Source organism: Bradyrhizobium sp. S3.2.6, assembly GCF_040546885.1.
Taxonomy (GTDB): Bacteria; Pseudomonadota; Alphaproteobacteria; order Rhizobiales; family Xanthobacteraceae; genus Bradyrhizobium; species Bradyrhizobium cytisi.
In genome coordinates this window covers 534718-558400 of sequence record NZ_JBEPOS010000001.1, presented here as the reverse complement: position 1 = coordinate 558400, position 23683 = coordinate 534718, and the positions used below count along the sequence as shown (strand labels likewise).

Genomic DNA, 23683 nt, shown 5'->3' with positions numbered 1-23683 from the left:
CGCGAACATCGCGAAAACAACCCCATGCAAAGTAGAACGGCGTTGATTCCAAAGGGGAAATCGTGGCGTTCGCGACGCTACCCCGATCCGCCCACGATATCTCACCCCGCCGCCGGCAGCGCGCTGTCCGGCGGCGCACCCCACGGGCGGTCAGCGGAGGCCAGCCCGATCAGGCGGCCCTGGATGTAGTCGCAGCCCCAGTCGCGCAGCATGTTGGCGGCCTCCTCGTCCTGCACCCATTCGGCGACGGTCTTGATGTCGAGGCGGCGGGCGAGGTCGATCAAGGTCTGCACGAAGGCGCGGTCGTCGGCGGAATGCGTGATGTTCTGGACGAAGGCGCCGTCGATCTTGACGATGTCGACGCCGAGCTTGCGCAGATTGCGGAACGAGGTGTAGCCGGCGCCGAAATCGTCGATGGCGATGCGGCTGCCGAAATTCTTCAGCCGCGTGACGAAGCCGCGGACGTCGTCGATGTCCTGGATCGCCACCGTCTCGGTGATCTCGACGATCAGCCGCTCGGCGACGCCGGGATGGGCGTGCATCAGCGATTCGATTCCCGCCCACCAATCGGGGTCCATCGTGGTATCAGGCGAAATGTTGAGGCTGAGGCGGATGTCGGGCGCGGCCGCGAGCTCGGCGACCACGAGCTCGAGCACGCGGTGATCGACCAGGCGGATGAGGCCGAGCCGCTCGGCGACCGGAACGATGTCGGGCGCGAGCAGCACCTGGCCGCCGCCCTGATCCATCCGCACCAGGCATTCGTGGAACGCGCCTTCGCGCGTGGCAGCCGACACCACCGGCTCGTACGCGAGCTTGATGCGGCGCTCGTTGAGCGCGGTGACGATCTCGTCGGTGACGCGAATGTTGACGCGGCGCTGCGCGTCGCGCTCGGCATTCGGACGCCAGGCGGCGAACGAGCCGACGCGGCGGCGCTTGGCGGCATCCAGCGTCTCGTGGGCGCGGTTGATGGCCTCGTCGGTGTTGCGGGCATAGCGCGGCAGGCTGACCGCGCCGATCGAGACGGTGACCGAGACCGGGCCGGACTTGGTCGGCACCACCTCATCACGGACGCCGGCGAGGAAGCGCTCCGCGGCAACGTTCATGTCGTCGACGGTGCAGTTCTTCAGGATCAGGCCGAACTTGTTGCCGGAGAAGCGGCCGAGCACGTCACCACCGCGCAAGCGCGTGCGAATGCGCTTGGCGACGTCGAGGATCACGGCATCGGCAACGTCGAAGCCGAAGGCGTCGTTGACGCGGGCAAGATGATCGATGCCGACCAGCGTGAAGGCTGCGGTCGAGCGGAAGCGGCTCGTCTCCTCGATCGCCTCGGCCAGCGCCGCGATCAGGTGAGAGCGGTTGAGCTCGCCGGTCAGGGGATCAAGCCGGGCAAGCTTGGTCAGCTCCTCGTCACGGGCGTGCTGCTCATTGTTGATGCGGACAGAGCCGATCGCGCGCATCGGGCGGCCGTCGGCACCGGCGAACCAGCGGCCGGTCTCCTCGATCCAGACCACGGGATCGGAGGCGCTCAGGCGCACGCCATATTCGACCCGGTAGGGCGTGCCGTCGGTGCCGTGCACGGCGGAAGTCTGCGCCAGCGCCGCGCTCCGCAGCGTCTGCGCAGGCTCGATCAGCTTGGCGAACTCGGCGCCGGTCGCGAGCCGCTCGGGGGGAATGCCGGGGAAGATGGCGTCGGCCTGCTCGCCCCAGACGATGGCGTCGCTCGCGATATCCCAGACGAACACGGCCTGACCGAGAGCGGCCAGGATTTCAGAGGCTTGCGGCAATGCTGGAGTCAAAAGCGCCTCGTTTCGGGACAGCGGGGGAGTCCTGAGCCGGCACAGAATACGGCCAGATTCGTCTCCGACCCTAGGCAAAGTTGATAAACAATTTGGAAACCACGTTTTGCGGGCCCCCGGAACCATATAGGCTCGACCGGCATAGGCCTTGCGAGACCATCACAGGCACAGCGCGCTTCGTCCCGAAACGCGACAATTGACCGGCCTGACGGTGTTACGATGGTGACGACTGATAGATCGGACGAAGCGGAGCGGACGGTGGGCACCGCAGTGGTGCCGCTGACCCCGACGCTGGAATGGGTCCACAAAGTCATCCCGCTGACGCGCCCCGATCCGAGCTTCGTCACCCAGCTGATCGCCAATGCCGAGCACCTGCCCCAGGCAAGCCGGCTGCGCCGCGGCTCCTCCGAGGACGCCCGCATGGCCTATGGCAAACGCCCGCTTCCCAGCGTCACCTCACGCACGCGTCAGGTGGCTTGAGATCGATTTGAAGTGAGACGGCCCTTCTTACCTCTCCCCGCTTGCGGGGAGAGGTCGGATCGCTCTTGCGATCCGGGTGAGGGGGTACAGGTCTCACGGCGATCTCATGCGTGGAGAGAGGCCCCTCACCCCAACCCTCTCCCCGTAAGAACGGGGCGAGGGAGCACACTGCCGCCGCAGTGAGGTGCGGGCGAATCCAGAGAAATCAGCGCGGCTCTTCGGGCGAGGGCGGCGTACCGTTGCCCGGCTGCAAATGCGGCGAGGGAATTTCCGGCGACGATACGATGCCCGGCTTCGGCGCGGGGTGATCCATCAAGACGGATTCGGCGACCGATTGCGCCGAGGGCGCGGGCGGCGGTTCAGGCACGGGATTGAGCTTCGGCTCGAACACTGTCGCCGGCGGCGGCGCCTCGGCCTGGCGTTTGGCCTTGCGCGGCACCGCGACCGCCTCGGCGGCAACATAGGTGATGCGACGGCGCGCACGTTGGGCGATGCCGCCGAGGAAATCGGCCATCGCAAGCAGCACCAGCAGGAAGTAAGTGGAATTGCCGAATTTGGGCCACATCACGAATTCGGCCGCCGCCGCGCCGAACAGGATCAGCGACAGCAGATGATCCATCAGGAATTTCGCGCCGGGCCGAGCGCCCTTGACCACTTCGAGCAGCAGCAGCAACACGCCAAGCGCGAGCAGCAGATCGGCAAGCGTGACCGACCAGGTCTCGCCGGTGATCATCGGCACCTTGAACAGCACGTCCGAAAAGGACACGCTGGGCATCAGGAAGGCGATGATGTTGTAGACCGCGAGCGGAATCAGAAGCAGCGGGAAACCGACCATCGGCAAAGCGCCTTCTCGATCAAGATGTCCGGGCAAGACAACGCGACGGCGCAGCATACGCTCCGCCGCCGACACCGTCATATCTCATGGATTGGCCGAAATCAGGCAGGTCACGTCATCCTGATCGAGGATAACCCTGCCCGAGAAGAGTCTTTAGGACTCTTTCTTCTTCAGGACCTGACGGCCCTTGTACATTCCGGTCTTGAGGTCGAGATGATGCGGACGACGGAGCTCACCGGAGTCCTTGTCTTCCACATAGGTCGGCTTCTTGATGGCGTCTGCCGAGCGGCGCATGCCACGGCGCGACGGCGAAGTTTTTCGTCTCGGAACGGCCATTTCAATATCCTCTAGGGATTGGTGTCATCAGGGCATCGTCCGCTGGGGGACGGCTCAGCATCCAAACGGGGCGAGCGAAATGCCGATCAAGGCCGGGCTTATAGAGGAAGGCTGGCCGTAAAGCTAGGGTTCTGGGACGGAAAATGCGCCCGAAAAGGGCCCGAAATCAGCGATTTTCCCGCCAGCAGGTCAAAAGCGAGGAGGCCTGTCCCCTTGCCACGTAGGTCCCGGCCAGCCGCCGGACGCCCGGTCCCGGGGTCCTGGCGCTGCGTTTGACCGGATTCGGCAGGATCGAGGCCAAAAGGGCCGCTTCCCGGGGGGAGAGATTGCCGGCCGATTTGCCGAAGGCATAGGCGCTGCCCGTCTCGACCCCAAACTGGCCCTGCGGGCCGAACTCGGCGATGTTGAGGTAAATTTCCAGGATCCGGTGCTTGGGCAGGACCAGATCGATCCAGAGCGCCAGCGGGAATTCCAGCGCCTTGCGGACGAAATCCCGCCCCTGCCAAAGGAACAGGTTTTTCGCGACCTGCTGGGTGATGGTGGAGGCGCCGCGGAACGGCGTACCGTCCTCCTTGGCGTCGTCGATGGCCTCGCGCAGCGCGCCCCAGTCGATGCCGTGGTGCTTGCAGAAATGGGCGTCCTCGGCCGCCACCACCGCGCGCGGCAAATACGGCGACATCGCCGCTAGATCGATCCATTCCCGATGCATCGGCGCGCCCGTCAGGGAGCGCCAGGCCATCAGCGTCGAGACCGGATGGCCGCTGCGGTAGAACGGCGCGACCACATAGGGCGCGAAAGCCACGACCGCGAGCGCCAGCAGCAGGATTTTGACGATGCGCAAATCGACCTTTCCGGCGCAAAATGAAACGCGGCTCGCGGCCTCGGCATTAAGTCTGTGATAATTCGGGCGTTTTCCAGCACTTTTTAGGCCTTCCAAACGATTGACTGGGGCCGGCTCATAAAGGATTGTCCCGCCGAATTTTGGTTCTGGAGCCTTTCTTGATGACCGGCACGTCCCCGTCCGATTTCGCCAAACGTCTGGACAAGACCGCTGATGACACCGAAGCCCTGCTCGGGCGCCTGCTGTCGGACGACATCCTGCACGATGAGATCGCCCGTCCCAAGCGACTGATGGACGCAATGCGCTATTCGAGCCTGAATGGCGGCAAGCGCCTGCGGCCGTTCCTGGTGGTCGAGAGCGCGGCCGTGTTCGGCGTTCCCCGCGAAGCGGCGCTGCTCGTGGGCGCCGCGCTCGAATGCATCCACTGCTATTCGCTGATCCATGACGATCTGCCGGCGATGGACAATTCGGACCTGCGCCGTGGCCGCCCCACCCTGCACAAGCAGACCGATGATGCCACCGCGATCCTCGCCGGCGACGGCCTTCTGACCATCGCCTTCGACATCGTCACACGCGACGAGATCCATCGCGATGCCAACGTGCGGCTGCTGCTGACGCGGGCGCTGGCGCGCTGCGCCGGCATCGGCGGCATGGTCGGCGGCCAGATCCTCGATCTCGCCGGTGAAGGCCGCTTTGGCGATCGTGAACCGGTCGATGTCGCGCGCATCCAGCAGATGAAGACCGGCGCGCTGCTGCGCTACGGCTGCATCGCCGGCGCGATCCTCGGTCAGGCCTCGAAGGCGGAATATCAGGCGCTCGACGATTACGGCCGCGCGCTCGGGGAAGCGTTCCAGATCGCCGACGATCTGCTCGACGTCGAGGGCGACGCGGCAGCGCTCGGCAAGCCCTCGGGCCAGGACGCGGCGCTCGGCAAGACCACTTTCGTCACCCAGCTCGGCATTGAAGGCGCCAAGCAGCGTGTGCGCGACCTGCTCGCGCGCGCCGACAGCGCCGTGTCGATCTTCGGCGATCGCGCCGCCGTGCTGCAAGCCGCCGCCCGCTTCGTCGCCGAACGCAAGAGCTGACGTTTGATTTTCCACCTCTCCCGCTTGCTTGCGGGAGAGGTCGCGCCGAAGGCGCGGGTGAGGGCTCTCTCCTCTTGGGGATTCTTGCTTGCGGAGACACCCTCTCCCCTACCCTCCCCCGCAAGCGGGGGAGGGAGCGCACCTGCGATTGCCGTTCAGGCTTCACCGGACGATCTGCATGGAAAAAGAAGATCCCGTCCTCGTCCGCTTCCGCCAGATGTCGCGGCCGATGCGGCTCATCTACGCCCGGCCGCGGACGTTTATCTCGCTTGGTATCGGCATCCTCGTCTGCCTGCTGTTGCCGGGCTCGCTCCGGCTGACGACGCGGCTTGTGCTCGGCTGGGATGCGCTGATCGCGGTGTATCTCGTGCTGGTCTACAGCATGATGCTGTGCAACGACCACCAGCACATCCGCCGTAGCGCCGCGATGCAGGACGACGGCCGCTTCGTGATCCTGCTGGTGACGGCGATTGGCGCGTTTGCGAGTATCGCGGCGATCGTCGCGGAGCTCGGCGCCCACCGCGGCGCGGCGGAGCTGACCATCGCCATCAGCACCATCGCGCTATCCTGGGCCGCCGTGCACACGACCTTCGCGCTGCATTATGCCCACGACTATTACCGCCATCCGCCGGGCGGCTTGCAGTTCCCGAGCGGCGACAAGGAAGACCACGTCGACTATTGGGACTTCGTCTATTTCTCGTTCGTGATCGGCATGACCGCGCAGGTCTCCGACGTCGGCATCACCGACAAGACCATCCGCCGCACCGCCACGGCGCACGGCATCGTGTCCTTCGTCTACAACACGGCCCTGCTGGCGCTGACGGTGAACATCGCAGCGAGCGCGATCGCGACTTGATCCCCGCGACAGGGTCCCGGCTTCACCGCAGGGCTATCGCATATGGGAGCGATTTCTCTGTGGCCATCCTTCGAGACGCCCGCCGTTGGCGGGCCCTCAGGATGAGGACCGAGCGTGCGGCCGTAGTTTTGACGAGCACCGATGCCGCCTAGCCTCATCCTGAGGAGACCGCGAAGCGGTCGTCTCGAAGGACGAGGCGCGCACTCAGGTCGTGCAAAATGCCATATGCGATTGCCGGAACAATGTCGCAGGAAGCAGCCTCCTCAATTGCAGACCTCGGCATTGGCATCAACGTGAGGGCCGCCGCCGCCGCGATAGACGAGGTGGCAGCCGGGCCTGACAGGACGGCAGAGGAGATCGTTGCAGAAAATCTGGCCGCTGCCACCTGAGGCGCGACCGGCGCCGGCCGCCGCGATGCCGCCCGCCGCTCCAGCGGCCGCGCCACCGGACTGGCGACGCTGCCGTGCCGGACGATCATCGCCGTCGTCGCGCTTGGCGATTGCAGGCTTGGCCGGCTTGCCGGCACGCTGCTTCTCGCACTCATTGTCGTCGTTCAGCGCATAACCGTCGCCGCAGACGATCCTGGTGCACTTGTCGCCGTCGGCCTTGAAGCCGTGATCGCAGACCAGCGGGCAAACGCGCGACTGCTTCGACTTGACCGTGTCGAGCGCATCGGTGCTCGCCACCTTCACGTCGAGCTTGGTGCCGGCATAGCGGTTGAACTGCGACAGCGACCGCTGCGCGGACGTGCTCCAGTTGCCGTCAGCCTGACCGGAGAAACAGCCGACGCGGCCAAGCTCGGTCTGGACCGAGCGGCTGAGATCGGCCGGGGTGGTCGCCGGTGTCAGCGAAGCGACATTGGTGCCGGCGGGGCCTGCCGTGGTAGCGGGCGCAGCGCTCGGCGCGGAAGAAGCGAGATTGACGCGCTGCTGCTCGGCAGCCGCAGCCTGCTGCTGCGCCTGCTCCTTGGCCTTCTGGGCGGCAAGCTGGGCCTGCTCGGCTGCTTTCGCGTCGGCCGCAGCCTTGGTCTGGGCGTCCTTCTGGGCGCCGAGCGCGGCGAGACGGTCGCGTTCCGCATCGGCCTGCTTCGTCTTCTCGATCGCCGCCGCATGAACCTGCTCGGCCTGGATCTTATCGAGCTGGAGCTTGGCAAGGTTCGCATAGAAGCCGTCCGGATGCTGGGCCAGGAAGGCCTCCCATGCCGGCTTGTTGCCGACCTGGAGCGCCAGCTCGTAGTCGCGGCGCATATCGGCCTGCGGATTCACCACGGGCGCGGGCGCCGTCGCAGTCACGAGCGTGGCCTTGACCGGCACCAGCGGCACGTCTTCGCCGCCGAGCGAACCGTAGACGAACGGCTCCTGCTTGTTTCCGGTCGACTTGAGCACGTCGTCGCGCACGAAGCCGAAGGCGCGGCGAACATCGAGGCCCGGCGTCGTCAGATGCTTCGACAGCGCGATGGTGAACGGGCTGTTGGCGCCGTCGCCGTCCTGCGCCGTGAAGCCGGCCTTGGCCGAATAGGCGATCAGCGTGTTGGAGCTGGTCGGCTCGACCTGGGCCAGACCACGACCGATGCCGCGCGAGGCGAGCGTGCGCTTCATGGTCCTGCCGAACGGATTGTCGCGGCAGGCATCGAGGATCACCAGGCGAAGCTGCTTCGCCGGCTCGACGGCGACCAGAACGCGATCGAGCGAGAGCGCCTCGTCATAGACGTCGGTGTCGCGCTCGAGCCTGGCATCGACCGGGATCAGATAATTGGAGCCTTCGACCTCGATGCCATGGCCGGCATAGTAGACGACGGCGATATCGGCATCGCGGGTTGAATCAGCGAATTCGCGCAGCACACGCCGCGTGTCGAGCGCGGTCAGATCGTGGCGGGAATCGACGACATCGAAGCCGGCATCCTTCAGCGTCTTGGCCATCACCGCACCGTCATTGACGGGGTTCGTGAGCGGGGGCGCGTGCTGATAGGCCGAGTTGGCGAGCACCAGCGCGACGCGCTTTCCGGCGAAGGCGGGCCCGGCGCCGAACATCAGCGCGACGGCGAGGAGAAGCGGGCAAAGTCTGGACAAATTGCGCATGACACCACTTCCAAAAATTCGGGGCAGCTCACACCCTCAAGAATAGCCTTAGCAAGCTCCGCCACGCGCGCTTGTGATGGAGGTCACGAAGGCAGCGGCGGCGACAGGCCGAGCCCTCCCTTTTGTTAGTCGCGCCAGTGCGTTGGCGGTTCGCCGCCAAATCCGTGCGAGCCGGGTTACCCCTGGGCATCCCCGGCATGCCGCCGGTACTGCGGGAGAGTGTCCGTGATCTCGTGCCACGGAGCCTTGGAGCCGACGAAAATATGGGCGGTCGGGCGGATCGAGGGGGCATCGACCAGGGTTCCCATGGCGACATGGGCCCATTTTCCTTCGCGGACCCGGGAATAAAGCAGCGAGCCGCAGCGGGCACAGTGCGCGTCATGGGTGGTGTCGTCCCCGTAGATCATCCGCTGGTCCTCGCCCCCGACGAGGCGGAGCCGGCTATACTCGATGCCCGCGAACGGCTTGAAGGCGGAACCGGTGGTCCGGCGGCAGTTCGAGCAGTGGCAGTTCAGCGCATAGGAGAACGCATCCGCGACCTCGTAGCGGACGGCGCGGCAATAGCATTCGCCGGCAAGGATGCGAGCGTTCGGTTTTTCTGATCCGGTCATGACGATGCCCTCGCTCAAATAGCGCAGACACCCATAGCGCAATTCGATGCGTACCACTAAGTTCGCGGCGCGCCATCATTCAGAGGGATGACCCATGAGCCCAAATCATTCGAGCGTCGAAGCCGTCGTGCAATCTTATTTCGACGGGCTTTACGAGGGCGACGCCGAAAAGCTCGGCGACGCCTTCCATCCATCTGCCGATCTGCGCTGGGTGGAAAAGGGCGAGCTGAAGATCCTGACCGTGCCGGACTGGCTCGCATGGGTACGCAAGCGCCCCTCTGCCAAGGCGGAAGGCAAGCCGCGCGAGGATTTCATCGTCACCATCGACCGCTCGGACGACAAGACCGCCTTCATCAAGGTCAAATGCCAGTTGCCGCCGCGCTTCTTCACGGATTACCTGGTGGCGATGAAGCTCGCCGACGGCTGGCAGATCGTGTCGAAATCCTATCGGTATGATCTGAAGGAGTGAAGCTTTCACTGCCTGAAATCAGGCACAATCGTCTCGCATTTCTCCGTCATTGCGAGCGCAGCGAAGCAATCCAGAATCCCGCCGCGGTGACAGACTGGATTGCTTCGCTGCGCTCGCAATGACGGGCGCGGGTAGCGCGTACGTCGCATCCTTCCCACCTCTCCCCGCTCGAAAGTCCCGCATGCTGCTCGACCGCCGTTCCCTGCTTGCCTCGCTCTGCTGGATGGCCGCTGCTCCGGCTCTCGCCGCGGACGCACCGCCTGAGCTCGAATCCTATGAGCGCGAGAGCGGCGGACGGATCGGGGTCTATGCGGAGAATCTCGTCACTGGCGCCAAGCTCACCTGGCGGGCCGACGAGCGCTTCGTGATGTGCTCGACGTTCAAGGCTTCGCTCGCGGCTTGCGTGCTGGCGCGGGTCGATCGCGGCGAGGAACAGCTCGCCGCGATGATCCCTTATGGCAAGACCGACCTGCTGGCGTACGCGCCGGTCGCAAAGCAAAACCTCCCGGCCGGCGCGATGTCGGCCGCGGACATGTGCAAGGCGATCGTCGAGCTCAGCGACAACACCTGCGCCAATCTGCTGCTCGCGCGGATCGGCGGCCCCGCCGCACTCACGGCATTTTGGCGATCGATCGGCGACACCATTTCGCGGCTCGACCACAACGAGCCCGAGCTGAACCGCTCGCCGCCCGGCGATCCCCATGACACCACGACGCCGGCGGCGATGGCCGGCGATCTCAAGCGGCTGGTGACGGGCGAAGCGTTGTCGCCGGCGTCACGGGCCCAGCTCACCGACTGGATGGTGGGCTGCAAGACCGGCGCGAACCGGCTGCGCGGCGGCTTGCCGGCATCCTGGAAGATCGGCGACAAGACCGGCAACAACGGCAAGGATGCGTCGGGCGACATCGCGGTCGCCTGGCCCAAACCGGATACGCCGATCCTGATCGCGGCCTACACCCAGGGCGGCACGCCGAACGTGGCGCAGATCGAGGCGGTGTTCGCCCGCATCGGGCGCATGGTGACTGAGCGATTGGCGTAAGCCGCCTCGCATTGACCTCTTGGCCGCTTCCGGGCCAAGACAGGGCATGATTGCAGCGCAATTCCAGACCTTCCTGATCCTGCTCGCCGTGCTGGCGGGCACGGCGCTGGTCGCCCGCCGTTTCAACATGGCGCCTGCCATTTTGCTGATGCTCTCCGGCGTCGGCCTCGCTTTCGTGCCGGGCATGCCGCCGGTGGAGCTGCCGCCGGAGCTGGTGCTGCTGATGGTGCTGCCGCCGCTGATCTACTCGGCGAGCGTCGCGATGAGCTGGCGCGAGTTCAGGAACAATTTGCGTCCGATCGTGCTGCTCGCGGTCGGCGCCGTGATCTTCACCGCGGCGATGGTCGCGGCGGCCACCCACTATTTGATCGGTCTGCCCTGGAGCATCGGCTTCCTCCTGGGCGCCATCGTCGCGCCGCCCGACGTGGTGGCGCCGCTGGCGATCGCGCGACGGCTGAACATGCCGCGCCGGCTGATGGTCATCCTTGAGGGCGAAGGCCTCGCCAACGACGCCACCGCGCTGATCCTCTATCGCTTCGCGCTCGCTGCGATCGTGGTCGGGCATTTCTCGCTGCCGCTGGCGGCCGGCGAATTTGCCCTTATCGTCGCCGGCGAGATCGCCTTCGGCATCGGCGTCGGCTGGCTCTCCCTCCGCTTCCGCAAATGGTCCTGCGATCCGCAGGTCGAGCTGACGCTGTCGCTGATCACGCCCTACGTGTCCTACTGGCTGCCCGAGCATGTCGGCGGCTCCGGCGTGATCGCCACCGTCGCCTGCGGCCTCTATGTGAGCTGGAACGGGCCGCTGCTGATTTCGGCGTCGACGCGCCTGCAAGGCATCTTCTTCTGGGACCTCATCATCTATCTGATCGAGGGCTTGCTGTTCCTGCTCACCGGCTTCCAGATGCGCGCGCTCTACGAGAAATCGAAAGCGTTCCCGCTCGACGACATCATGATCGCGACCGCCGTGGTCATGGTCATCATCGTTCTGGCGCGTTTCGCCTGGCTCTACCCCGCGACCTATCTGCCGCGGATGTTCAGCAAATCGCTGCGCGCGCGTGATCCGTCGCCGCCCTGGCAATGGCCGTTCGCGCTCGCGTTCACCGGCGTGCGCGGTGCGGTGTCGCTGGCCGCCGCGCTGGCGCTGCCGTTCACGCTGCCCGACGGCGCTGCCTTCCCGTATCGCGACCTGATCCTGTTCGTGGCCTTCGGCGTCATCTTCATCACCCTGATCGGCGTCGGCCTGACGCTGCCGCCGGTGGTACGCTGGCTCGGCATCGCGGAAGCCGGCCGCAACGAGCATGTCGCCGCGCACGAGGCCGAAATCGCGGCACGGCGCCAGGCGCTCGACGCCGCGCTGAAATCGCTGGATGCGTTGACCGAAGGCAAGGAGGTCTCGGACGAGGTGATGCGGCTGCTGCGCGCGCGCCACGACATCCGCGTCAACCAGCTGCCTGATTCACTCGATCCCACCCGCCACGACGTCTCCGCCGCCGGCACCGCACTGACCCGCGAGCTGATCGTCGCAGAGCGCAAATTCATCCACGACCTCTTGCGCGACGGGCAGATCACGGACGAGACGCGACGGAGGATCGAGCGCGACCTGGACCTGGAGGAGGCGAGCCTGGCGAACCGGGAGTATCAGGGGGCGCCGCTGTAGCTTCTCGTCATTGCGAGCGTAGCGAAGCAATCCAGACTGCCGCCGCGGAAAGATTCTGGATTACTTTCGCTACGCTCGCAATGACGGCGGAGCAACCTACCGTTTCTCGCAATACGCCCGCATCGCGGTCACCACGGCCGTCGCAATCAGCTCCTGCCGCTCGGGCGAATTCATCGCCATCTCCTCGTCGCGGTTGATGATCGAGCCTGCTTCCAGCAGCACCGCGGCGCTTCGGGTCTGCGAGAGCACGACGAGGGCGTCATAGCGGTAGACGCCGACATCCTTGTCCAGCAATGGATGCCGGTAACGTCCCATCAGCGGCAGGCTGTATTGCGTCGCGTATTGCAGGCCTTCCTGCTTCAGCTCCCGGCCCAGCGACCGCGCGAAAGCGAGGCTCGCGCCAAAGCGCGGATTGCGCTCGGACACGAACAGTGAATGACCGCTGAAGCGGTCGCTGAAATGGCTGCTGGCGCCCTCGAATTCCCATTCCTCGAGCATCTTGTCCGGCACGGAATCATGGTGGATCGACAGGAATAAATCGGCATGCGCGGCGTTGGCGGTGCCGACACGCTTGAGCAGGCTCGCCCGCGCCTTGCCTTCGGTCACCAGCACGCGGGTCGCGGCAAAGCCTGCCGACGTCAAGCGCTCTCCGATCAGCCGCGCCAGATGCAGGTTGAAGCCGAATTCCACATCGTTGCGCGCGCTGGTCGCGCCCTGCGATTCCGAGGTGTGCCCGACATCGAGGATGATCTTGAATTTACGCGGCTCGCAGGTCTCCGGAGCGAGTGAGGGTTTGATCGACGAAGGCTTGGGCTTCGCTCTCACGACCTTTCGGGCAGGCGCGGTGCGCCCGGCGTCGACCGGCACGGGTGGGAGCGCGACGAGCGCCACCACAATCGCCGCGATGATGCCCCGCGCCCGTGACAAGCGTTACTCCGCTGCGGCGGCCCAGAAGCGGCGTAGCAACTCGCCCATGCCCGTTCCAGAGCCGGACTCGGTCAGGAATATATTGCCCTCGGCGCGGAGCATGGCTGATCCTCCCGAACATCTTAGGGAAGATTGGCGCGAGAGTGGGACAACGTCAACGCAAGAACAGCAGAGCTGTACCCGCCCTCATCGACATCACCTGACGGTGACGGCGACTGTGTATACCTTGCCATTATCCGGATCGGTGGGGTCTGCCGTCACGCGCCGATACGTGAAGGAGTCTTCACCGACGTACCCCTTCTTGGATTGATACACCACGCTGGTCAGCCGCACGGTCTTGGCCTCTCCGTTTCTCAATTTGCGCTGCCCGGTGCTCACTCGCGTCGTCACGGCGCCGCTCTTCGGCGGAGACACGACTTCAATGCTGACGGGCCAGACCTTGCCACTGCTGTCGACGCGCCAGTGTCCGCCACATTTGCAGATTTCCTTTGCCTCGCCGGATTTCACGACGAGCGACGTGTTCCCCCCGCCCGCATGGGCGCCACAAAGGATTCCGAAGAACAGGACGAGCCCCGCGATGATCTTGATCAAAAGGGCCGTCGGTAGGCGTACCGGGTAGGTTGTCATTTCATAAATCTCCAATGAAAAAATCTTAGAGTTACTGTATGCGATCGTTCCGGCTGGCGAGACCGACGCATTCGGCCCCGACTATCTCAATGTCCTCGCGACTCGAAATCCAACGTTGCTCACGCGTCCTTCGGACTGCACGCCGTAGCGGCTCCCAGCTTCGACGGCATCCGCCTTGCTGACCCAGGAGCCTCCCCTGAGGACACGCTGCTCGCACCGGCCTTTCAGCCAAGGGCTGCCGTCGGTCGGCGCACCCTCATAAGTGTCGTTGACGCAATCCTCGACCCACTCCCAGATATTGCCGTGCACCTGATAGAGGCCCCACGGATTTGGCTGGAAGGAATCGACCGGAGCCGTCTTTTGCCCGGAGGCACCCTTTGCATTCTTGTCCTGACTGGCCTTGTTATCGTAGTTGGCCTGCCCTCGAGAAACCGAGGCCCCCCACCAGAACGACGACGTCGTTCCCGCCCGTGTCACATATTCCCGCTCGGCTTCGCTCAACAGGCGGTACGTCTTGCCGGTGCGGGCCGACAGCCAGGCCACATAGCTCTTGGCATCCGACCAGGAAATGTTGATCGCCGGCCGCCTCCCACGCCCCCAACCGTTATCCCAGGGCTTATATCCGTTGCAGCCTCCATCGGCGACGCAGGCATCCCATTCCGCGAACGTGACAGCGTAACGTCCAACCGCGAATGAACGGGCGAACGTCACCTTGTGGCGAGACGATTCCGTGGCGCGCTTCGATCCGCCGTCGGATGATCCCATCATCAAAGTGCCTGGAGGGACCACAACCATATCCGGACACTTTTCGCATTCTCTGAAACTAGCCTTCTGCTTCAGAGCCGCCTCTTCCGAGTCGGACAAGGATTTGATGCCGAGCGCGGTCGATCCTTCGCGCAGCTGGCTTGAGTCCTGGGCCGGGAGCGTCGGGTTGGTGGAGGCCAGCTGCGTGCCTTGCAGCGCCTTGAGCCGATCTCGTGCTTCCGCCGATCGCGGGCTTTCCGGAAATTTGCTCAGGAACTCTTCGAGCATTGCCGGAGAGCGCCCATCCCTGATGGCATTCCAGACAATCTCATCAGTTGCGGGCGGGGTCGGAGCGCGCGCGGCAGCGGCGGCGGCCAACTCCTTCTTCAGCTCGTCACGACGTGATAGCGCGACGGTGACATGCGAACTCGTCGAGTATTTCGCTGAATACTCTTCGAAGATGGCGGGGTCGCGCGACTCCTTGATCGCGGTCCAGACAATCTCATCAGCCGGAGGCGGCGGCGGCACTTGAGCGGCCGCGATCTCCTTCTTCAGGTCATCCCTGCGCTGACGCGCATCCGCGATATGCGGGCTGGCCGAATATCTGCTCACGAATTCATCGAAGATCGCAGGATCACGAGACCCCTTGATCGCGGCCCAGACAATGTCGTCAGCGGCGGGGGGCGGCGGCGCTTGCGTGGCGGCAATCTGCTTTTTGAGCTCATCCCGGCGCGTCTGCGCGTCTGCCAGATGCGGGCTTGCCGGAAACTTGCTGGCGAAATCCTCGAAAATTGCCGGATAGGTCGAACCTTTGATGGCCTGCCAGACGACCTCGTCGGCGGTCGGAGGCGGCGGAATACGCGCGGCCGCGGCGGCGATCTGCTTCTGCAGTGCGTCCCGGCGCGATTGCGCCTCAGCTCCATGTTTGCTGGCCGGGAACTTGCTGAGAAAATCGTCGAAGATCGCGGGATAGTTCGAATCCCTGATCGCCGTCCAGACGATTTCGTCGGCAGTCGGCGGCGGTGGCACGCGCGCAGCAGCTGCGGCCTGCGCCTGCTTCAGCTCGTCGCGCCGCGATTGCGCCGCCTTCAGATGCGGGCTCGCCGGAAACTTCGCGATGAACTCGTCGAACACGCCGGGATAAGTTGAATCCTTCACGGCATTCCACACGACGTCATCCGTCGTTGGTGGCGGTGGAAGTTTCGGCGCATCGACAATCGAGATGACGGAGCCGCCCAACGATCCGTAGACGAACGGCTCCTGGTGGCGGTTGGTGACCTTCAGCACCTCGTCGCGAACCCGTCCGAACGCAATCCGCAGGTCCAGGCCGGGAGCAGCGATGTTGTGCAGCAGCGCGGCGGTGAAGGGACTGTTTTTCGCGTCGCCATCCAGCGCAACCGACCCGGCCTTCGCCGCGAAGGCAATGAGCGTGTCGGACACGGCGGGCTCGACTTTCGCCAATCCACGACCGATTGATCGAGAGGCCACGGTTCTCTTCATGGTCTTCAGGAACGGATTGTCCCGGCACGCGTCCAGGATGACGAGGCGAAGCCGCCTGGTGGGCTCGATCGATTTCAGAATACGATCGAGGGAGACGGCCTCATCCTCGATGTCGAAGTCGCGCGACAGCTTCGCGTCGACGGGGATGACGTAGTTTGCACCATCGACCTCGATGCCATGGCCGGCAAAATAGACGACGGCCACGTCGGCATCGCTTGCCAATTCCGTGAAATCGCTGATCGCGCGCCGCATCTCCGAAATTCCGAGATCGCGGCGGGCGTCGACCGCGGAAAATCCTGCGGATCTGAACAGGGTGGCGATCTCGGCGGCATCATTCTGGGGATTCGGAAGGCTCGGAACGTTCCGGTACGACGAATTGCCGATCACCAGAGCGACGCGCTTCTCGGCCAGCGCCTGACTTGCGAACCCGCAAAATACGAGCGCAAGAATGGTAGCCGCCGCCCAACGCATAAAACTCCCCCCAAATCGCCCTTTGCGAGTATATCGCTGGTTGAAGCGCCCGCAAGCAGCAGCCTGAGCCCACATCATTCGACAGGGGCAGCGCCAAATCCGTGATTCAGATCACGTTGAGCGGGCGGCGACGGCTGGCCGTTCACACCGGCCGTTCCCCCTTCACCGTCACGCGTGTCCCTGAGCGCGTATGCGGCCAGTAGTCCCACATGGCGCGGTGCTGGGTGCAGCGGTTGTCCCAGAACGCGATGGCGTTCTCGGTCCAGCGGAAGCGGCACTGGAACAGCGGGTTTTCGGCGTGCTGGTAGAGATAGGCGAGCATCGCGTCGCTCTCGTCGCGCGGGACGCCGTTGATGTGGCGGGTGAAGCCGCGGTTGACATAGAGCGCCTTCTTGCCCGTGACCGGATGCGTGCGCACCACCGGGTGCTCGGCGTTCGGATAGGACGGGCGATCGGCGACGCCGTAATTGGCATAGAGCCCGCGATAGATCGGCTCGCCGTCATGCAGCGCGGTCAGGCCGTCGAGATAGGCCTTCATGCGATCCGACAGCGCCTCATAGGCCGCGTACATGCTGGCGAACAGCGTGTCGCCGCCGCGCGGCGGACACTGCTTGATGTAGAGGATCGAGCCCATCGGCGGCTCGAGATCGCAGGACACATCGGAGTGCCAGCCCTCGCCGTTGGCGCGCGGCGAGTTCGCATCCGCATAGATCTTCATCAGCGCCGGGTCTTCGTCCTCATGCGGCGCGGCCGGGTGAAAATGTAGCTCGCCGAACTTGCGGCCGAAGGCGAGATGCTGCTGCGGCGTGATGTGCTGGTCGCGGAAGAAGATGACCAGGTTTTCGGCGAGCGCGCGGTGGATCTCGTCGATCTGCCGGTTGGAACGGGCATCGTCGGAGACGAGCTTGCCGATATCGACGCCGGAGATTTCCGCGCCGACGATGGGGGTGAGCTTTTCGACCGCGATGGTCTCGTAAGGTGCGCCGTCATCAGCCGTGTGGCGGTAGCGCGGGCCCTGCTTGCCGGCGAGTGAGCTCATGGCGTGTCTCCCGATCGTCTTGATTGGGAGCATGGTAGCTCTTGGCGACAGAAGCGCAATCTGCGCCACAGATTCAACTCGTCGTCCCGGACAAGCGTAAGCGCAGATCCGGGACGACGGCGGAGTGTGGAGCGCTAGCGGAGCTGAATCACTCCGCCGCGGTCACCGGGGCCTTGGCGCCCTGGCCGTAACGCTGGTCGATGTAGTCGATCACCAGCGCCTTGAAGTCGGCGGAGATCGTGGGCCCACGCAGCGTGCGGAACTTCTTGCCGTCGACGAAGACCGGCGCGGCCGGCGCTTCGCCGGTGCCGGGCAGGGAGATACCGATATTGGCGTGCTTGGACTCGCCCGGGCCGTTGACGATGCAGCCCATCACCGCGACGTTGAGTTCCTCGACGCCGGGATATTTCGTCTTCCAGCCCGGCATCTCGTCGCGGATGAAATCCTGGATCGAGCGCGCCAGCTCCTGGAACGTGGTCGAGGTGGTGCGGCCGCAGCCGGGGCAGGCCGCAACCAGCGGCACGAAGGTGCGGAAGCCCATGGTCTGCAGGAGCTCCTGGCCGACCTGCACCTCACGAGTGCGATCGCCGCCGGGCTCCGGCGTCAGCGAGATGCGGATGGTATCGCCGATGCCCTGCTGCAGCAGGATGCCGAGCGCGGCCGAGGACGCCACGATGCCCTTGGTGCCCATGCCGGCCTCGGTCAGGCCGAGATGGATGGCGTAGTCGGAACGGCTGGCGAGATCCTGATAGACCGCGATGAGATCCTGCACCGCCGAGACCTTTGCGGAGAGGATGATGCGATCCTTGGGCATGCCGAGCTCTTCGGCGCGCGCGGCCGAGAGCAGCGCCGACTGCACCATCGCCTCGCGCGTCACCGCGCGCACGTCGCGCGGATTGGCGGACGCGGCGTTCTCGTCCATCAGCTTGGTCAGCAGCTCCTGGTCGAGCGAGCCCCAATTGGCGCCGATGCGCACCGGCTTGCTGTTCTTGTTCGCGATCTCGATGATGTCGGCGAACTGGGTGTCGCGCTTGTCCTTGAAGCCGACATTGCCGGGATTGATGCGGTACTTGGCGAGCGCCTCGGCGCAGGCCGGATAGGCCGCGAGCAGCTTGTGGCCGATATAGTGGAAGTCGCCGATCAAGGGCGTGGTGATGCCACGCTTGAGAAGGCCGTCGCGGATATGCGGAACGGCTGCGGCAGCCTCCTCGCGGTCCACGGTGATGCGGACCATTTCGGAGCCGGCGCGCGCGAGCGCTGCGACCTGGGCAATGGTGCCGTCGATGTCGGCGGTGTCGGTGTTGGTCATCGACTGCACGACGATCGGCGCACCGCCGCCGACGGCGACATCGCCGACCTTGACCTGGGTGGTGCGATGGCGCGGCGCAGGGCCCGCGACGTCGGAATCGATGGTGTTTTCGAGCTTGTTCATGAGGTCCAAATATCAGGTTTTGGTGACGTTCAGCAATGCATCACGCGGCGCCACAGCCTCTCGGCTCGGACGGTTAACCAGAAAAAGCCCAGCAATTACAAGGAGGGCAGCAGCCCCGAAAGCCAGACTCAGGTGATCGTGCATGATGAAATAGCTACCCGCCACGCCAAACAAAGGGGTGATGAACGTAAAGGCCGACAATTTGCTGGCCGAATAGGCCTTCACCAGCGCGAACCAAAGCGTGAACGTGGTTCCCACCACCCAGATCGCCTGGAAAGCCATCAAGGCGAACGACAGCGGCGACGGGGTGTGGGTGATGGACTCGCCGGACAGCAGGGCAGCCGCGCCCAGGATCGGGATCGAGGTCGCGACCTGATAGCCGAGCGCCTTCTCCGGCGCGGCGAAGCGCAGCCGGGTGCCCTTGGCGACCAGCGTGGTCGCGGCCCAGAGCGAGGCACCGGCGACAATCATGAGGTCCCCGAGCAGAATGTGTGAATCGACATTGGCCTGCGGTACGCCGATCGCGAGCGCCACCCCGGCAAAGCTGATCGCCAACCCGAGCCATTGCGTGCTGCCGAGACGCTCGCCGAGCACCTGGTAGGAGCCGAGCGCAACAAAGAACGGTGCGGTGTAGAGGAACACGACCGCGCGGGAGGCCGAGGTCAAGCGCAGGCCCTGGAAGATCAGCACGAACTCGATGCCGAACATCAGCCCGGCGATCAGGCCAGGCTTCCACGTGCCGTCACGCTCGAAGAATTTGACGCCGCGCAGGCTGCCGACGATGAACAGCACCGGCAGCGCACCGATCGAGCGGATCATCGCCTGCAGCATCGGCGGAATGTCCGGCAGCACCAGCTTCACCGCGATCTGGTTGAAGGCCCAGGTCAGACACAGCATGAGCATGAGGGCGATGGCGCCGGCACTGAGGGGGCGCGCGGCGGACGGGTTGGATTGAGGTGAGGACATATCTTCCTGGAATCCGGCTTTGCGCCGTTGTTGCTTCAAGACGTTTTCTGACAATGGGTGCAGACGCCCGTGATCTCGACCACGGACAGCTTTGGCGCGAAGCCTGACGCGCGCGCCGCGGCGTTGAGCTCCCTGGCAAATGACCCTGACGGGATCTCGCCGACGAGACCGCAGCGCTCGCAGATCAGGAACGCGACCGCCGAGGTCGCGTCATGGTCGTGGGCGGCGCAGGCGAGATAGGCGTTGCGGCTCTCGATGCGGTGCACGAGGCCGTTCGCCATCAAAAATTCGAGAGCACGGTAGACCGTGATCGGCGCCGGTCGTGCCATCGATTTGGCGAGCTCGTCGATCACCTCATAGGCCCCGAGCGGGCGATGGCTGGAAAGCAGCGCGCCCAGCACCTGACGGCGTATCGGCGTGAATTTCTGCGCCCGCTGCTCGCAAACGGCTTCCGCATGCGCCAGCGCGTCCGCGGTGCAGCGGCCGTGATCGTGGTCGGGCGTCGGAAAGGCCGGTTTTGCGAGGGTCATTCGGCCCGCCTTCTAGCATTTCGGCCGCGGAACCCAAAGCACGACCGACGCCGCGGCGGCCAGCCATGCTGTTATTGCGGGACAGCATCGCTTTCCTCCGCCATGAAATAATCATAAGCTTGCTTATTATATTCAAGCTTATTGGAGACCAAGCTCATGACCCGCGGGTCTGTCGACCAGAACTTCCTGTTCACGCTCGGCGAGCTCTACCGCCTCTTGCGCGTCTATGCCGACAAGGAGGCCTCGCGCTTCGGCATCACCCGCGCGCAATGGGCCGTGCTGGCCAAGGTCGAGCGCAGCGAAGGCATGAAGCAGTCGGAACTCGCCGAACTCCTGGAGATGCAGCCGATCACGCTGACGCGGCTGATCGACAAGCTCTGCGACAGCGACTGGATCGAGCGCCGCAACGACGCCTCGGACCGCCGCGTCAAGCGCCTCTATCTGAAGAAGGCCGGCCGCACCCTGCTCGGCAAGATGAGCGGCCTGAAATCGGAACTCACGGCGAACGCGCTCGACGGCATCAGCCCGGCGGACGCTCACCGTCTCCTCACCCAACTCGAAACCATCAAGGAAAACGTGCGTACCGCGATCCAGACGTCCGGAGCGGAACAAGCGCGTAAGGAGCAGCGCTATGGCTGATCAGGTTCTCAAATTCCAGCCCGAGCAGAAGATCGACAGCGGTAAGCCGACCAAGAAGGCCGGCACCAACCCGCGCCGTCGCCTGGTCGCAGGCCTCCGCCGCTATCGCCGCTTCCTGCTGATGGTGGTGCTGCCGATCGTGGCTGTTATCGCCGGCCTGACCTTCTATCTCAATGGCGGCCGCTATGTCGGCACCGATGATGCCTATGTCGGCGCGCAGAAGGTGCTGGTGACGCCCGACATTTCCGGCAAGATCGAGAAGGTCGTCGTGAAAGAGGGCCAACTCGTCAAGCAGGGTGACGAGCTATTCGAGATCGATCCGGTGCCGTTCCGCCTCGCGGTGGACGAGGCCAGGGCGCAGGTCATGCAGGCGCAGTCGACCTATGACAACCTCCGCGCCAACATCAAGATCTACGGCGATATGCTCAACCTCGCGCAGCAGGGCGTCGACCTGAAGCAGCGCGACGTCGAGCGCAAGCAGGCGCTGGTCAAGAACAGCTTTGGCTCGCAGCTCGACCTCGACAACGCCTCGAACGCGCTGGTCACGTCGGGCTCGATCGCGCAATACGTCAAGCAGCAGATATCGACCGCCAAGACCCAACTGCTCGGCGACGCCGATTTGCCGCTGGAGAAATTCCCGCCTTACGCGCAGGCCAAATCCAAGCTCGACAATGCCGAGCGCAATCTCGACCACGCCGTGGTGCGGGCGCCGATGGGCGGCGTGGCGACGCAGGTGGAGCAGATCCAGCTCGGCCGCTACGTCTCCGCCGGCATGGCGGTGTTCTCCATCATCGACGTCGCCCATCCCTGGGTCGACGCCAATCCGAAGGAGAGCGACCTCACCCACGTCACCGAAGGCCAGCCGGTCACCCTCGAGGTCGACGCGTTCCCGAACCACGTCTTCAAGGGCAAGATCGGCTCGCTCTCGCCCGGCACCGGCGCGCAATTCGCGATCCTGCCGCCGCAGAATGCCACCGGCAACTTCGTCAAGGTGGTGCAGCGCGTGCCGGTCCGGATCTATTTCGACGAGAGCGACAACTACGTGAAGAAGCTGAAGGCCGGCATGAGCGTCTATGCCACCATCGACACCGGCCACCAGCGCTCGCTCGCCGGCCTGCTCGGCCTGTCGGCGACCGCGAGCCAAGATAAAGACAAGGACTGACCCTATGGCGGAGTCCAATCCCGCCCTGATGGTCCCCGGCCTGCGCCGGAACATGGTGACGATCTGCGCCATGACCGCGACCATCATGCAGGCGCTGGACACCACGATCGCCAACGTCGCCCTGCCCTACATGCAGGGCACGCTGTCGGCGTCCCAGGACCAGATCAACTGGGTGCTGACCTCCTACATCGTCGCCGCTGCGATCATGACGGCGCCGGTCGGCTGGATCTCCAACCGCTTCGGCCGCAAGCGCATCTTCATCATCTGCGCCGCCGGCTTCACCTTCGCCTCCGTGCTGTGCGGCCTCGCGCAGGACATCAACCAGATGGTGCTGTTCCGCCTGCTGCAAGGCGTGTTCGGCGCAGCCCTGGTGCCGCTGTCGCAGTCGGTGATGCTCGACTATTACACGCTCCAGGAACGCGCCAAGGCGATGTCGATCTGGGGCATGGGCGTGATGATGGGGCCGATCATGGGCCCGTCGCTCGGCGCCTGGCTGACCGAGACCTATTCCTGGCACTGGGTGTTCTTCGTCAATCTGCCGTTCGGCGCAATCACCGTGCTCGGGCTCGCCGTTTTCATGGACGAGACCGAGAAGAACCTCAGCCTCAAATTCGACTGGTTCGGCTTCGGCGCGCTGGCGATCGGGATCGGCGCACTTCAACTTGCACTCGATCGCGGCGAGCAGCTCGACTGGTTCGAATCCGTGGAGATCGTGGCCGAATTCGTGATCTCAGGGATCGCCTTCTATTACTTCTTCGCCCACTCGTTCACGACCTCGCGGCCGTTCATCCAGTTCGCCCTGTTTCGGGATCGCAACTTCCTCACCGGATGCATCTTCATGACGGTGATGGGGCTCGTGCTTTACTCGACCATGGCGCTGGCCTCGCCCTACCTGCAAAACGTCATCGGCTATCCCATCATCACCGCCGGCGGACTCCTCGCGAGCCGCGGCTTCGGCACCTTCTTCGCGATGATGATGGTCGGCCGCATCATGCGCTACATCGAGGCGCGCACGCTGATTATCTCCGGCCTGACGCTGACCGCGGCCTCACTGTTCCAGATGACCGGCTGGACCGACCAGACCCAGGTGCCGGAGATCGTCATCGTCAGCGTGATCCAGGGTTTTGGCTTTGGCCTCGTCTTCGTGCCGCTTTCGACGGTCGCGTTCCTGACGCTGCCAAACAGCTTGCGCACCGACGGCACCTCGATGCTGACGCTCTTGCGCAACGTCGCAAGCTCGGTCGGCATCTCCATCGTGATCGCCCAGCTGACCCAGGGCACGCGCAAGACCTACGCGATCCTGTCCGAGCACATCAACCCGTTCAACCACGCGCTCCAGATGCCCGACGTGAGCGGCATGATCAATCTCTCCACCGACTCCGGCCGCGCCATGGCCGACCGGATCGTCGGCCTCCAGGCGCAGATCATCGCCTTTGCGCGCGACTATCAGCTCGTGATGTTCTTCATCCTCTGCACCATCCCGCTCGCATTCATGATCGGCTCGAGCAAGGCCGCGCTGCGCAAGCAGGCGGCGGGACCGGAACATGCGGTGATGGAGTAGCA

Annotated in this window: 22 protein-coding genes and 1 pseudogene; 9 read left to right on the top strand and 14 right to left on the bottom strand. The window is 64.7% G+C overall.

The features are described 5' to 3' along the window. Positions 1–101: 101 nt before the first annotated feature. A complete protein-coding gene (locus tag ABID58_RS02635; RefSeq protein WP_354031416.1) occupies positions 102–1796 on the bottom strand; it encodes an EAL domain-containing protein in 1695 nt (564 codons plus the stop codon). Between the two features lie 219 nt (positions 1797–2015). Here ABID58_RS02635 and ABID58_RS02630 point away from each other — a divergent pair, with 219 nt between their 5' ends. Then, positions 2016–2276 carry a hypothetical protein gene (locus ABID58_RS02630; RefSeq protein ID WP_148754338.1) on the top strand — a complete coding sequence of 87 codons (261 nt, stop codon included), beginning with the start codon at positions 2016–2018 and terminating at the stop codon, positions 2274–2276. 205 nt (positions 2277–2481) lie between these two features. Here the strand turns inward: ABID58_RS02630 and ABID58_RS02625 are convergent, their stop codons facing one another. The 3 genes from ABID58_RS02625 to mtgA all read right to left on the bottom strand — a co-directional run bounded on the left by ABID58_RS02625 (position 2482) and on the right by mtgA (position 4288). Then, a complete protein-coding gene (locus tag ABID58_RS02625; protein ID WP_354031415.1) occupies positions 2482–3111 on the bottom strand; it encodes a hypothetical protein in 630 nt (209 codons plus the stop codon). Between the two features lie 153 nt (positions 3112–3264). Then, the gene (rpmF, locus tag ABID58_RS02620; RefSeq protein ID WP_007598106.1) at positions 3265–3447 is read right to left on the bottom strand and encodes a 50S ribosomal protein L32; all 183 of its coding nucleotides are present in this window, start codon (positions 3445–3447) and stop codon (positions 3265–3267) included. A gap of 166 nt (positions 3448–3613) precedes the next feature. Then, the gene (gene mtgA / locus ABID58_RS02615; protein ID WP_354031414.1) at positions 3614–4288 is read right to left on the bottom strand and encodes a monofunctional biosynthetic peptidoglycan transglycosylase; all 675 of its coding nucleotides are present in this window, start codon (positions 4286–4288) and stop codon (positions 3614–3616) included. Positions 4289–4449: 161 nt separating this feature from the next. On the opposite strand from mtgA, the gene ABID58_RS02610 reads away from it, so the two are divergent. After that, positions 4450–5373 (top strand): polyprenyl synthetase family protein, encoded by a 924-nt coding sequence (locus ABID58_RS02610; RefSeq protein WP_148754335.1) that lies wholly within the window; start codon positions 4450–4452, stop codon positions 5371–5373. A gap of 178 nt (positions 5374–5551) precedes the next feature. Next, complete coding sequence (locus ABID58_RS02605) at positions 5552–6229, top strand: DUF1345 domain-containing protein (RefSeq protein ID WP_354031413.1); 678 nt, start codon at positions 5552–5554, stop codon at positions 6227–6229. A gap of 263 nt (positions 6230–6492) precedes the next feature. On the opposite strand, the gene ABID58_RS02600 is transcribed toward ABID58_RS02605, so the two are convergent. Both ABID58_RS02600 and ABID58_RS02595 read right to left on the bottom strand, forming a co-directional pair. Beyond that, a complete protein-coding gene (locus ABID58_RS02600) occupies positions 6493–8307 on the bottom strand; it encodes a caspase family protein (RefSeq protein WP_354031412.1) in 1815 nt (604 codons plus the stop codon). Positions 8308–8483: 176 nt separating this feature from the next. Beyond that, on the bottom strand, positions 8484–8918 hold the full coding sequence (locus tag ABID58_RS02595) for a GFA family protein (protein ID WP_354031411.1): 435 nt from the start codon (positions 8916–8918) through the stop codon (positions 8484–8486). A 94-nt stretch (positions 8919–9012) separates the two neighbouring features. Between ABID58_RS02595 and ABID58_RS02590 the strand changes: the two genes are divergently transcribed. The 3 genes from ABID58_RS02590 to ABID58_RS02580 all read left to right on the top strand — a co-directional run bounded on the left by ABID58_RS02590 (position 9013) and on the right by ABID58_RS02580 (position 12083). Next, positions 9013–9387 carry a nuclear transport factor 2 family protein gene (locus ABID58_RS02590; protein WP_148754332.1) on the top strand — a complete coding sequence of 125 codons (375 nt, stop codon included), beginning with the start codon at positions 9013–9015 and terminating at the stop codon, positions 9385–9387. A 181-nt stretch (positions 9388–9568) separates the two neighbouring features. Further along, complete coding sequence (bla, locus tag ABID58_RS02585; protein ID WP_354031410.1) at positions 9569–10426, top strand: class A beta-lactamase; 858 nt, start codon at positions 9569–9571, stop codon at positions 10424–10426. A 46-nt stretch (positions 10427–10472) separates the two neighbouring features. Next, positions 10473–12083 carry a Na+/H+ antiporter gene (locus ABID58_RS02580; RefSeq protein ID WP_354031409.1) on the top strand — a complete coding sequence of 537 codons (1611 nt, stop codon included), beginning with the start codon at positions 10473–10475 and terminating at the stop codon, positions 12081–12083. Positions 12084–12179: 96 nt separating this feature from the next. Here the strand turns inward: ABID58_RS02580 and ABID58_RS02575 are convergent, their stop codons facing one another. From ABID58_RS02575 to ABID58_RS02540, 8 genes and pseudogenes are all read right to left on the bottom strand, one after another. Then, entirely contained in the window at positions 12180–13010 is an 831-nt protein-coding gene (locus tag ABID58_RS02575) for an N-acetylmuramoyl-L-alanine amidase family protein (RefSeq protein WP_354031408.1), read from the bottom strand. Positions 13011–13205: 195 nt separating this feature from the next. Then, a complete protein-coding gene (locus ABID58_RS02570) occupies positions 13206–13637 on the bottom strand; it encodes a hypothetical protein (protein ID WP_354031407.1) in 432 nt (143 codons plus the stop codon). Between the two features lie 81 nt (positions 13638–13718). Beyond that, entirely contained in the window at positions 13719–15515 is a 1797-nt protein-coding gene (locus ABID58_RS02565; RefSeq protein ID WP_354031672.1) for a formylglycine-generating enzyme family protein, read from the bottom strand. Between the two features lie 168 nt (positions 15516–15683). Beyond that, positions 15684–16352 (bottom strand): annotated as a pseudogene (locus ABID58_RS02560) (caspase family protein); the annotation flags it as partial. A gap of 142 nt (positions 16353–16494) precedes the next feature. Continuing rightward, positions 16495–17391 carry a TauD/TfdA dioxygenase family protein gene (locus tag ABID58_RS02555; RefSeq protein ID WP_354031406.1) on the bottom strand — a complete coding sequence of 299 codons (897 nt, stop codon included), beginning with the start codon at positions 17389–17391 and terminating at the stop codon, positions 16495–16497. Between the two features lie 148 nt (positions 17392–17539). Next, positions 17540–18823: a flavodoxin-dependent (E)-4-hydroxy-3-methylbut-2-enyl-diphosphate synthase gene (gene ispG, locus ABID58_RS02550; protein WP_354031405.1), complete on the bottom strand. Its 1284-nt coding sequence runs from the start codon at positions 18821–18823 to the stop codon at positions 17540–17542. Positions 18824–18835: 12 nt separating this feature from the next. Continuing rightward, positions 18836–19789: a DMT family transporter gene (locus tag ABID58_RS02545; RefSeq protein WP_354031404.1), complete on the bottom strand. Its 954-nt coding sequence runs from the start codon at positions 19787–19789 to the stop codon at positions 18836–18838. Between the two features lie 35 nt (positions 19790–19824). Then, positions 19825–20319 carry a Fur family transcriptional regulator gene (locus tag ABID58_RS02540; protein WP_148754325.1) on the bottom strand — a complete coding sequence of 165 codons (495 nt, stop codon included), beginning with the start codon at positions 20317–20319 and terminating at the stop codon, positions 19825–19827. Positions 20320–20475: 156 nt separating this feature from the next. Between ABID58_RS02540 and ABID58_RS02535 the strand changes: the two genes are divergently transcribed. The 3 genes from ABID58_RS02535 to ABID58_RS02525 are packed head-to-tail and all read left to right on the top strand — an operon-like array spanning position 20476 to position 23681. Next, entirely contained in the window at positions 20476–20958 is a 483-nt protein-coding gene (locus ABID58_RS02535; RefSeq protein WP_148754324.1) for a MarR family winged helix-turn-helix transcriptional regulator, read from the top strand. Further along, complete coding sequence (locus ABID58_RS02530; protein ID WP_354031403.1) at positions 20951–22120, top strand: HlyD family secretion protein; 1170 nt, start codon at positions 20951–20953, stop codon at positions 22118–22120. Before ABID58_RS02535 ends, ABID58_RS02530 begins: the two co-directional genes overlap by 8 nt. Before the next feature lie 4 nt (positions 22121–22124). Further along, entirely contained in the window at positions 22125–23681 is a 1557-nt protein-coding gene (locus tag ABID58_RS02525) for an MDR family MFS transporter (protein WP_354031402.1), read from the top strand. Positions 23682–23683: the final 2 nt, after the last annotated feature.

What these genes read in the sequence shown, in the direction of transcription:
- ABID58_RS02630 (WP_148754338.1), top strand. Translation starts at nt 2,016, where the DNA reads ATGGTGACGACTGATAGATCGGACGAAGCGGAGCGGACGGTGGGCACC.
- ABID58_RS02555 (WP_354031406.1), bottom strand. Translation starts at nt 17,391, where the DNA reads ATGAGCTCACTCGCCGGCAAGCAGGGCCCGCGCTACCGCCACACGGCT.
- ABID58_RS02545 (WP_354031404.1), bottom strand. Translation starts at nt 19,789, where the DNA reads ATGTCCTCACCTCAATCCAACCCGTCCGCCGCGCGCCCCCTCAGTGCC.
- ABID58_RS02610 (WP_148754335.1), top strand. Translation starts at nt 4,450, where the DNA reads ATGACCGGCACGTCCCCGTCCGATTTCGCCAAACGTCTGGACAAGACC.
- rpmF (WP_007598106.1), bottom strand. Translation starts at nt 3,447, where the DNA reads ATGGCCGTTCCGAGACGAAAAACTTCGCCGTCGCGCCGTGGCATGCGC.
- ABID58_RS02570 (WP_354031407.1), bottom strand. Translation starts at nt 13,637, where the DNA reads ATGACAACCTACCCGGTACGCCTACCGACGGCCCTTTTGATCAAGATC.
- ABID58_RS02595 (WP_354031411.1), bottom strand. Translation starts at nt 8,918, where the DNA reads ATGACCGGATCAGAAAAACCGAACGCTCGCATCCTTGCCGGCGAATGC.
- ABID58_RS02530 (WP_354031403.1), top strand. Translation starts at nt 20,951, where the DNA reads ATGGCTGATCAGGTTCTCAAATTCCAGCCCGAGCAGAAGATCGACAGC.
- ABID58_RS02535 (WP_148754324.1), top strand. Translation starts at nt 20,476, where the DNA reads ATGACCCGCGGGTCTGTCGACCAGAACTTCCTGTTCACGCTCGGCGAG.
- ABID58_RS02540 (WP_148754325.1), bottom strand. Translation starts at nt 20,319, where the DNA reads ATGACCCTCGCAAAACCGGCCTTTCCGACGCCCGACCACGATCACGGC.
- bla (WP_354031410.1), top strand. Translation starts at nt 9,569, where the DNA reads ATGCTGCTCGACCGCCGTTCCCTGCTTGCCTCGCTCTGCTGGATGGCC.
- ABID58_RS02605 (WP_354031413.1), top strand. Translation starts at nt 5,552, where the DNA reads ATGGAAAAAGAAGATCCCGTCCTCGTCCGCTTCCGCCAGATGTCGCGG.
- ABID58_RS02590 (WP_148754332.1), top strand. Translation starts at nt 9,013, where the DNA reads ATGAGCCCAAATCATTCGAGCGTCGAAGCCGTCGTGCAATCTTATTTC.
- ABID58_RS02580 (WP_354031409.1), top strand. Translation starts at nt 10,473, where the DNA reads ATGATTGCAGCGCAATTCCAGACCTTCCTGATCCTGCTCGCCGTGCTG.
- ABID58_RS02525 (WP_354031402.1), top strand. Translation starts at nt 22,125, where the DNA reads ATGGCGGAGTCCAATCCCGCCCTGATGGTCCCCGGCCTGCGCCGGAAC.
- ABID58_RS02625 (WP_354031415.1), bottom strand. Translation starts at nt 3,111, where the DNA reads ATGGTCGGTTTCCCGCTGCTTCTGATTCCGCTCGCGGTCTACAACATC.
- ABID58_RS02600 (WP_354031412.1), bottom strand. Translation starts at nt 8,307, where the DNA reads ATGCGCAATTTGTCCAGACTTTGCCCGCTTCTCCTCGCCGTCGCGCTG.
- ispG (WP_354031405.1), bottom strand. Translation starts at nt 18,823, where the DNA reads ATGAACAAGCTCGAAAACACCATCGATTCCGACGTCGCGGGCCCTGCG.